Raw genomic sequence first — 9070 nt, 5'->3', positions numbered from 1 at the left:
GGCGTGGAACTGGCGGCAGAGCTGGTGCAGCTGGCCGAGAGCGCCCGCGCCTACGGCGCGCTGGGCGAGGCCGCGCGCTTCGGCATCGTGCTGATCGAGGCCGGGCCGCGCCTGCTGCCCGGTTTTCCTGAAGAGATTTCCGAAGCCACGCGCCTGCGCCTGCAGGCCCTGGGCGTTTCGGTGATCGTCAACGGCCGCGTGCAGTCGGCCAGCGAAGAGGGGTTCGTTCTGGCCAGCGGCGAGTTCGTCCCCGCAGGCCTGCGCGTCTGGGCAGCGGGCGTGAAGGCCCCGGCCTTCCTGGCGCAGCTGGGACTGGAGACCACGCAAGGCAACCAGCTCAAGGTCAACGGCCAGCTGCAGACCAGCGACCCCCATGTCTACGCCGTGGGGGATTGCGCCAGCTTCACCCTGCCCGGCGCCAGCGTGCCGCTGCCGCCCACCGCCCAGGTGGCGCACCAGCAGGCCCGCTATCTGGTGGAGACGCTGCCGCGCCTGCTGAAGGAGCCGGGTTTCCGTCCCGAAGGCTTTGCCTACCGCGACTTTGGCGCCCTGGTGTCATTGGCCCATTACGACGCCTATGGATCGCTGGGCAAATTCGGCCTGTTCAACGGCGGCGTGATCCGCGGGCGCATGGCCATGCTGAGCCACATCATGCTGTACCGCTCGCACCAGGCCCGCATCTACGGCTTTTGGCGCGGCGGGCTGCTGTGGCTGATCGATTTGATGAATTCGCGCCTGCGCCCGTCGATCCGGCTGGACTGAGCGGCAGGGCCCGGCATCAAAGCAGCCCCTCGATGGGCAGCCAGCCCAGCACGCGCAGCATCAGGCGCTTGAATGCACTGCTGCCGGGCTCGGTGGTGGTGGTGAGTGGCTCAGGCGGCGTGCCGCTTTCCGTGGTCCAGCTCAGGCGGCCCTGTGCATCGATCTGCACGTGGTAGGCGGCGGACGGCAGGCTCTGGTCGAGCATGCGGCTCATCTGCGAAGCCATCTCGGGGCTGTCGATCAGCAGGCCCATCTCGGTGTTGAGGTGGGCCGAGCGCGGGTCGAAGTTGAACGAGCCCACGAAGATGCGCTCGCCATCGACCGCAAAGGTTTTGGCATGCAGGCTGGAGCCCGAGCTGCCGGGGCGGCTGCCTGAGCCCACCCCCGCTTTCCCTGCCGATGCCGCTGCGGGCGAACGCGGGCCTGGGCTGGGTTCGTCGTCCTGCGTGCCGATCTGCCGGCGCAGCTCGTACAGCTGCACGCCTTCCTCGATCAGCGGGCGCCGGTAGCGGGCATAGCCGGCATGGACCACGGCCACGTCGGTCGCCTCCAGGCTGTTGGTGAGCACGCGCACGGCAATGCCCTGGCGGCGCAGGCCGGCCAGGGCGCGCACGCCGGCCTCGGTGGGCACGAAGTAGGGCGAGACCAGGTCCAGCTGGCGCTGTGGCTGGCCGATGGCCGGGGTCAGCTGGGTGATCAGCAGGCCCTCCTTGGGCACCTGGCCCAGCACCTTGGCCGGGTCGTCGCTGACCAGGGTGGCGCGGGCCCATTGCAGTGGCAGGCGGCCGGCCAGCAGCTCGCGCGTGAACGGGCTTTGCGCCACGGCGCGCACATAGGCCTGGGCTTCGGGGCGCTGCACTTCGGTGGCCAGGGCCTCGTAGGCGCGCGCCACCGCATAGTCGGGCAGCGGCGGCAGCAGGCTGGCCGCGGGATAGGCCGACGCGCTGGCCCAGTACTGGTCGAAAGCATGTGAAATGTCGGCCACCACCGGCCCCATGGCCACCACGTCCAGGTCGGCGAACAGCACGCCGTCGGTGGCCGCGAAGTACTCGTCGCCTATGTTGCGGCCGCCCACGATGCTGGCCTGGCTGTCGGCCGTGAAGCTCTTGTTGTGCATGCGCCGCTGGGTGCGCGAGAAATCCGTGACATAGCCCAGCGCCTTGGGCGTGCGCTGGGCAAAGGGGTTGAACAGCCGCACCTCGATCTGCGGATGCTGGTCCAGGGCGCCGAGCTGGGTGTCCAGTCCTGCCGTGCCGCCGTCGTCCAGCAGCAGGCGAACGCGCACGCCCCGGTCGGCGGCGCGGCGCAGTTCGTCGAGCAGCAGGTGGCCCGTGGTGTCGCCGCGCCAGATGTAGTACTGCACATCCAGCGTGCGCTGGGCCACGCGGGCCAGCAGGGCACGCGCCGCATAGGCGTTGCGTGCATCGGAAAGCGCGTGGATGCCGGTAAGCCCCGGATGCTGGTCCAGCAGCGGTGCCAGCGCCTGGCCCAGCAGCGTGGCCTGTGCGGCCTCGGGCGGCAGCGCCGTGGATTCGCTGCGGCCAGCCAGCGGCGGCAGGCTGCAGCCTGCCAGCAGCAGGGTCAGGACGAGCGCCTGGGTGGTGGCAAGGGCGCGGCGCAGCAGGGGCATGGTGCGTTCGGTGTTCGTAGTGGTCAGTGCAGCCAGCGTATGAACAGCTGGATCACCGTGGCATTGACGATGTCGACGAAGAAGGCGCCCACCATCGGCACGATGAGGAAGGCCTTGTGCGAGGGGCCGTACTGGTTGGTGATGGCCTGCATGTTGGCCACGGCCGTGGGCGTGGCACCCATGCCGAAACCGCAGTGGCCGGCGGCTAGCACGGCCGCATCGTAGTTGCTGCCCATGATGCGGAAGGTCACCAGCGCGGCATACAGGCCCATCACCAGGGTCTGGGCCGCCAGGATCACCATCAGCGGCGCCGCCAGCCCCGCCAGCTCCCACAGCTTGAGCGACAGCAGGGCCATGGCCAGGTAGATGGACAGCGAGGCATTGCCGAAGACGTCGATGGCCCGGTCGAATACCTGGAAGTGAAAGACATAGTCCAGCGTATTGCGGATCACGACGCCACCTGCCAGCGCCCAGACGAAGGTGGGCAGGGAGAACAGGGTGCCGGCGGTGAACTGCGCCATGAACTCGGCAAAGCCCAGGCAGCCTGCGAACAGGGCCAGTGTTTCTATGGCCGCGCTGGTGGTGATCAGGCGCGTCTGCTCGGGGTTCTCGAAGCCGCCATGGCTTGCACTTTCGCCCAGCGGGGGCTGTTTTTCGGGGGCGGCTGCGGGGTCGTGCACGGCAAGCCTGCGGCGCGTGATCAGGGCCTTGGCCAGCGGGCCGCCGATCAGGCCGCCGATCACCAGTCCGAAGGTGGCACAGGCAATGCCCAGCGTGACCGCGCCCTGGATGCCGTACTCGCGCTCGAAAACCTGGCCCCAGGCGCCTGCCGTGCCATGGCCGCCCGTCAGGGTGACGGAGCCTGCGATCAGCCCGAACAGCGGGTCGAGCCCGAGCATCGTGGCCAGGCTTACGCCCACCAGGTCCTGCAGGCCGATGAAGACGGCGACCACGGCCAGGAACAGCAGCAGCGAACGGCCGCCTTCGCGCAGCTTGGCGAAATCGGCGCTCAGCCCGATGGATGAGAAAAACACCAGCATGAAGGCCATCTGCAGCTCGCTGCTGAAGCTGAAGGTGTAGCCCAGGGTTTGGTTGAGCACGAACAGGGCGACGGCGACGACCAGACCGCCGGCCACGGGCTCGGGGATGTTGAATTCGCGCAGCAGGCGCAGGTGCTGCACCAGCCATTTGCCCAGCAAAAGGACGAGGGCGGCGAAGATCAGGGTGTAGTAGGCGCTGAAAGTCAGGTGCATGGCTTCCGTGTTCTGGTGGGCGGGGCAAGGCAGCGCACCATACGATAGGCGGCATGCCGGGTGGCGATGTCAGGATAGCCACTGATTGCCAGGCCTGCTGAAAGTGCCCTTCGGTCGTGCCCTGCGTCAGTGCCCTGTCAGCTGGCTACGGGGCCGGGCCGCCTGTCCTCGACGGTGAAGCGGGCCAGCGTGTAGATGCGGCTGTCGGCTCGCATCGGGTTGGCCACGGCGCGCAGCTCGCTGGTCCAGCGCTCCGGCGTGATGTCGGCCAGCCCGTAGCCGCGTTCCTCGCAGCGTGCGTACAGCACCTGCGGGTTGTGGTCGACGATGGCATCGACCTTGGCCTGGGTGGTGCCGCTGCGCGAGGTGATGGAGGTGCTGCAGAACTCGCTGGCCACGATGGGATTGCGCCGCTCGGGCGCGGCCTCGGGGTCTGCGTGCACGGCACAGACATAGTTCTGGTGCAGGTCGCCGCCCAGCAGCACGCTGTTGCGCGGCGTGGGCTGGGCGCCCGGCGTGAGGTGGCGCACCAGGCGCTGGCGCGCGGCAGGGTAGCCGTCCCAGCTGTCCGTGGCCTGCGATCCCGAGGGCGGCCGGTGCGTGGACACCAGGGTGGGCTGGGCCAGGATGCTCCAGCGCGGCCCCTCGCTGCCCTGGTGGCGGGCGTCCTCGGCCAGTTGGCGGTACAGCCACTGCTCCTGGGTCCAGCCCAGGAAGCTGCGCGCCGTATCCGACAGGGCTGCGCATTGCGCAGGGCGCACGCTGCCCTTGTCTGCCGCTCCCTCGGCGCGGCAGGCCTGGGCGCTGCGGTACTGGCGGCCGTCCAGAAAATGCAGCCGGGCCAGCCGGCCCCACTGCAGGCTGCGGTACAGCTGCAGCCCGCCGCCGCCATGCTGGGCGCCCGCGCCGGTCAGCGCGCTGGCGCGCAGCGGCATGTTCTCGTAGAAGGCCTGCCAGGCAGCCATGCGCCGGGCCAGGAAGCGCCCGGCATCGCCCTGGCCCTGGTCGCCGGCGTAGTTGTTCTCCACCTCATGGTCGTCCCAGCCCACGGACCAGTTGCACATGGCGTGCGCTGCCTGCAGCAGCGGGTCGCTCTTGTGCAGGGCGTAGCGGTCCCGGTAGTCCTGCAGGCTTTGCGCGGCCCGCAGGTTGTGGGTGCGGGCCAGGCCCAGCGTCATGGCGGGCGTGGCGTACTCGTAGATGTAGTCGCCCAGGAAGAGCACCAGGTCCGGCGCGTCCTGCACTACCTGGCGCCAGGCCGCGTAGTAGCCGTGCTCCCAGCGCTGGCAGGAGGCATAGGCCAGGCGCAGCCGCTGGGGCATGCTGCCGGGCGCGGGCGCCGTGCGGCAGCGGCCCGTGCTGCTCACGGCCTGGCCCAGCATGAAGCGGTAGTGGTACCAGCGGTCAGGCGCCAGCCCTCCCACCTGCACATGCACGCCGTGGCCCCATTCGGGCTGGGCCATGGCCTCGCCGCTGCGCACGATCTGGCGGAACAGCGGGTCGTGCGCCAGCTCCCAGCGGATCTTGAGCGCAGGCATGGCTGTGGTGTCGGTCTCGCCCAGCTGTGCAAGCGGCGGCGTCAGCCGCGTCCACAGCAGCACGTTGTCGGGTTCGGGGTCGCCGCTGGCCACGCCCAGCGTGAAGGGGTTGTGCGCAGGCCGCTCGCCCAGGCGGGCCCAGGCGGGCAACTGGCCCAGCGCCGTGGCCAGGCCCGCTGCGACCAGAAACTGGCGCCGCGGTGCAGGGACGGGGGCGCTGAAGGGCAGGGGCATGGCGGTTCGGGGGCAGGTGGCGCAAGAAAGCGGGGAGATACGGAGCGTGGCCTCGGTGGATCAAAGGCCGGCGCCTGCATTTCCAACTGGCTGCCATTGTGCGCCTGATGCCGTGGCAATGCTGTGCTTGCCGCGCTCCTTGGCCTGCAGCATGGCGGTATCCGCGCGGCGCAGCACGTCCATGCCGTTTTCGTGGCTTTGCAGCTGGGCCACGCCCGCACTGAAGCTCAATGGCCGGGGGGCCGGCTGGCCTGGCGTCTGCGAAGAGGCTGGCAAAGGCGTCTGCTCCAGCAGCTGCAGCAGGCGCTGCAGCGCCTGGGCGCCCGCCGTCTCCGGTGTCTGGGGCAGCAGCAGCACGAAGGCCTGGCCCTCGTATCGGCCCACCACGTCCTCGGGACGCAGTCCCTGGCGTGCCAGCTGGGCCACATGGATGAGGGCGGCATCGCCCGTGGCATGCCCCAGCTCGGCATTGAGGGCCTGCATGCCGTCCATGTCGAGCAGGGCAACGCTCAGCGGCTGGCCATGGCGCTGGGCGCGCGCCACCTCGCGGTCCAGCGCCTCGCTCACACCCAGGCGGTTGAGCTGGCCGGTCAGCGGATCGTGGCGTGCACGGCGCGCGGCCTCGTCCAGTTCCTGCTGCAGGGCCTCTATGCGCGCCTCGCAGGCATCGACATGGCTGCGCAGCGATTGCAGCTCTTCCTGGGCCACGCGGCTGCCGGCGGCCATGGTGCGGGTGGCCTCCAGCACCTGTTGCAGCAGCGGGGCGGCATCCTCCAGGCGCTGGATGCCGTCCAGCTGGCGCGCGGCTTCCTCCATGCGGGCGCCCAGTGTTTCGTTGCTGCTCGTGATCTTTGCCAGATGCTGGACGAAGCCGCCCAGCATGTCCTTGAGCGCCTGCTGCGCGGCGGCCATGCCGTCCTGCAGCTGCATGCGCCGGTGGATCACGGTCTGCAGCTCGCGCCGCGCATCCACCAGGGGCGCGGGTGACAGCGGCGGCGTGATGGCCTGCTCGATGGCCGTGAGCTGCGGCACCAGCCAGCTGCCGTGCGTGGGGTCCTGGGCCAGATGCTGGATCAGGGTCTGCAGCAGCTCCTGCACCAACTGCAGGACCTGGAGCTGGTCGGCAATGGAGAACGACAGCTGGTAGTGCTGGTCATGCAGGCGCCGCGCCAGGGCCTTGGCGTCCACGGGCGGTGCCTGCAGCTGTTCCATGAGCTGCTGATGCAGTTGCCGGGTCTTGGCTTCCTGGGTGTTCAGCAGCGCAAAGAAGGCCTCGAAGCGCCGCGCCAGCTGCTGCGTCAGATCCTCGGGCAAAGCCTGCAGGGGCGGCGGCACGGGCAATTCCACGGGCCTGGTCTCATGGGTTGGCGGCTGCAGGGCCGCGTTGGCATAGGCGGTGATGACCTGCTGCAGGCCCTGCCAGTCGCTGCGCTCTATGGCGGCGCCCAACTGGTCGCGCAGGCGCTTCTGTCCGGGCGTCTGCGCAGGCAAAAGCGCATGGACGTGGCGCAACGGCCCCTGGGGAAAGCTGGCGGGGCCGGGTTCGCCGGCTGCCTGCTCATAGAGGCGGGTGTAGTTTTCCGGGGTGGGCGGCAGGCGGTTCAGCGCCAGTTGCCGCAGGGTTTCGCGTGCCAGTTCGGAGGCGGAGCGCTCGGCCATGGGTGGGCAGTTGTTTCAGAATGCAATGCCCTCCAGTGTGGCATGGCCGGCGCCCGGTTCACTGCTCGTTGACCATGACCAGCTTGCCCTGGACCTGGCGCGATCCCATGCGTGCGTAGGCCGCGTGCAGCTCAGCCATGGGCATGGTGCGGTCGATCACGGGCTTGATCTTTCCCTGGCCGTACCACTGGGCCAGCTCCTGCATCATGGCCGCGTTGGCCTTGGGCTCGCGCCGGGAGAACTCGCCCCAGAAGACACCCACCAGCGATGCGCCCTTGAGCAGCGGCAGGTTCAGCGGCAGGGCCGGGATGGGGCCTGCGGCAAAGCCCACGATCAGATAGCGGCCGCGCCAGGCAATGGAGCGGAAGGCGGGCTCGGCGAAGTCGCCGCCCACGGGGTCGTAGACCACGTCGGGGCCCTTGCCGTCGGTGGCCTCCTTGATGGCCGCGCGCAGGTCGCCCTGGCTGTAGTTGATGGTGGCATCGGCGCCCTGGGCCTTGCACAGCGCGCACTTTTCGTCGGTGGAGGCTGCCGCGATCACGCGTGCGCCTGCCGCCTTGGCGATCTGGATGGCGGCCGTGCCCACGCCGCCTGCCGCGCCCAGCACCAGCACGGTCTCGCCCTCGCGCAGCTGGCCACGGTCGATCAGCGCATGGTGCGAGGTGGCATAGGTCATGATGAAAGCCGCTGCATCGACGAAGCTGAATCCATCGGGCAGCGGCATGCACAGCGCGGCCGGTGCCAGCGTATGGGTGCCAAAGCCCCCGGTGCCCGACAGGCAGGCCACGCGCTGGCCCACGCTGAGGTGGCTCACGCCCTCCCCCACGGCCTGGACCACGCCCGCGTATTCCGAACCCGGCACGAACGGCAGCTCAGGCTTCATCTGGTACTTGTTCTGCACGATCAGCAGATCGGGAAAGTTCAGGCTGGCCGCCTTCACTTCGAGCAGTACCTGTCCAGGGCCCGGCGCGGGTGTGGGCAGCTGCGTCCACTGCAGTTGATCGACGCCCGTGGGCGTTGTGCAAAGCCAAGCGTGCATGGTGGTTGTCTCCTGTGATTGAATGCCTGGCCGATGATAGGAGTGTGGCGGGAATGCCTCCTGTCCCTCGGGCGACGAGACGCCCGCCTACAATCGCCCGCAATCCCTGCTGTATCCATGAAGATTCTCATTTGTAACGACGACGGCTACCAGGCGCCCGGCATCCAGGCCTTGTACGAGGCGCTGCGCACGGTGGCAGACGTCGAGGTGGTGGCGCCGGAGCACAACAACAGTGCCAAGTCCAACGCCCTGACGCTGAATGCACCGCTGTACGTGCACCAGGCCCACAACGGTTTCCGCTATGTCAACGGCACGCCGGCAGACTGCGTGCACATCGCCCTGACCGGCCTGCTGGGCTACCGGCCCGACCTGGTGGTCTCCGGCATCAACAACGGCGCCAACATGGGCGACGACACCATCTACTCGGGCACCGTCGGCGCGGCCATGGAGGGCTTTCTTTTCGGCATTCCCGCCATTGCCTTCTCCCAGGTGGACAAGGGCTGGTCCGAGATCGAGGCCGCCGCCGCCGCCGCACGCCAGCTGGTCATGGACATGCAGTCGCAGGAACTGATCGGCCTGTCGCCCTGGCTGCTCAACGTGAACATTCCCAACATGCCGCTGTCCGCGCTCAAGCCGCTCAAGCTGTGCCGGCTGGGCCGCCGCCATGCGGCCGAGCGCGTCATCACCCAGGAGAGCCCGCGCGGCGAAATGATGTATTGGATAGGCAGCGCAGGCGCGGCCATGGATGACTCGGAGGGCACGGACTTCCACGCCACGTCCCACGGCCACATGTCTGTCACGCCGCTGAAGGTGGACCTGACCGACCATGACAACCTGGGCTACTGGGCGCGGACGGCGGCCAGGCTGGCATCGGCCAGTCAGGCCGTGCTGCCTGCCCAGGGCGGGGCGGTGCAACCGTGAGCGAGCGCCGTCCCGGAGTTCCCTCGTGACGCGG

The 9070-nt window shown here is 69.2% G+C and carries 7 protein-coding genes; 2 read left to right on the top strand and 5 right to left on the bottom strand.

Annotated elements, in window-relative coordinates:
• The coding region (locus tag L995_RS01980; protein ID WP_047468606.1) for an NAD(P)/FAD-dependent oxidoreductase at positions 1–762 on the top strand (762 nt) is incomplete at its 5' end.
• Positions 763–778: 16 nt separating this feature from the next.
• On the opposite strand, the gene L995_RS01975 is transcribed toward L995_RS01980, so the two are convergent.
• The 5 genes from L995_RS01975 to L995_RS01955 all read right to left on the bottom strand — a co-directional run bounded on the left by L995_RS01975 (position 779) and on the right by L995_RS01955 (position 8115).
• Positions 779–2392, bottom strand: coding sequence for a phospholipase D family protein (locus tag L995_RS01975; RefSeq protein ID WP_047468602.1), 1614 nt, complete (start codon positions 2390–2392; stop codon positions 779–781).
• A gap of 23 nt (positions 2393–2415) precedes the next feature.
• Positions 2416–3645 carry a sodium/glutamate symporter gene (gene gltS / locus L995_RS01970; protein ID WP_047468599.1) on the bottom strand — a complete coding sequence of 410 codons (1230 nt, stop codon included), beginning with the start codon at positions 3643–3645 and terminating at the stop codon, positions 2416–2418.
• A 137-nt stretch (positions 3646–3782) separates the two neighbouring features.
• Positions 3783–5417 (bottom strand): alkaline phosphatase D family protein, encoded by a 1635-nt coding sequence (locus L995_RS01965; RefSeq protein ID WP_047468597.1) that lies wholly within the window; start codon positions 5415–5417, stop codon positions 3783–3785.
• A 60-nt stretch (positions 5418–5477) separates the two neighbouring features.
• Positions 5478–7076: a GGDEF domain-containing protein gene (locus L995_RS01960; protein ID WP_047468594.1), complete on the bottom strand. Its 1599-nt coding sequence runs from the start codon at positions 7074–7076 to the stop codon at positions 5478–5480.
• A 58-nt stretch (positions 7077–7134) separates the two neighbouring features.
• A complete protein-coding gene (locus L995_RS01955) occupies positions 7135–8115 on the bottom strand; it encodes an NADPH:quinone oxidoreductase family protein (protein WP_016447570.1) in 981 nt (326 codons plus the stop codon).
• A gap of 117 nt (positions 8116–8232) precedes the next feature.
• Here L995_RS01955 and surE point away from each other — a divergent pair, with 117 nt between their 5' ends.
• Complete coding sequence (gene surE, locus L995_RS01950) at positions 8233–9036, top strand: 5'/3'-nucleotidase SurE (protein ID WP_047468590.1); 804 nt, start codon at positions 8233–8235, stop codon at positions 9034–9036.
• The last annotated feature ends 34 nt before the right edge of the window (positions 9037–9070 follow it).

It is taken from the genome of Delftia sp. ZNC0008 (assembly GCF_000799035.1).
GTDB classification, from domain to species: Bacteria; Pseudomonadota; Gammaproteobacteria; order Burkholderiales; family Burkholderiaceae_C; genus Comamonas; species Comamonas tsuruhatensis.
The sequence above is the reverse complement of the archived record's forward strand: the minus strand, read 5'-3'. Positions and strand labels throughout refer to the sequence as shown.

Coding starts and splice junctions, on each gene's coding strand:
- L995_RS01965 (WP_047468597.1), bottom strand. CDS start 5,417: ATGCCCCTGCCCTTCAGCGCCCCCGTCCCTGCACCGCGGCGCCAGTTT.
- L995_RS01975 (WP_047468602.1), bottom strand. CDS start 2,392: ATGCCCCTGCTGCGCCGCGCCCTTGCCACCACCCAGGCGCTCGTCCTG.
- L995_RS01955 (WP_016447570.1), bottom strand. CDS start 8,115: ATGCACGCTTGGCTTTGCACAACGCCCACGGGCGTCGATCAACTGCAG.
- surE (WP_047468590.1), top strand. CDS start 8,233: ATGAAGATTCTCATTTGTAACGACGACGGCTACCAGGCGCCCGGCATC.
- gltS (WP_047468599.1), bottom strand. CDS start 3,645: ATGCACCTGACTTTCAGCGCCTACTACACCCTGATCTTCGCCGCCCTC.
- L995_RS01960 (WP_047468594.1), bottom strand. CDS start 7,076: ATGGCCGAGCGCTCCGCCTCCGAACTGGCACGCGAAACCCTGCGGCAA.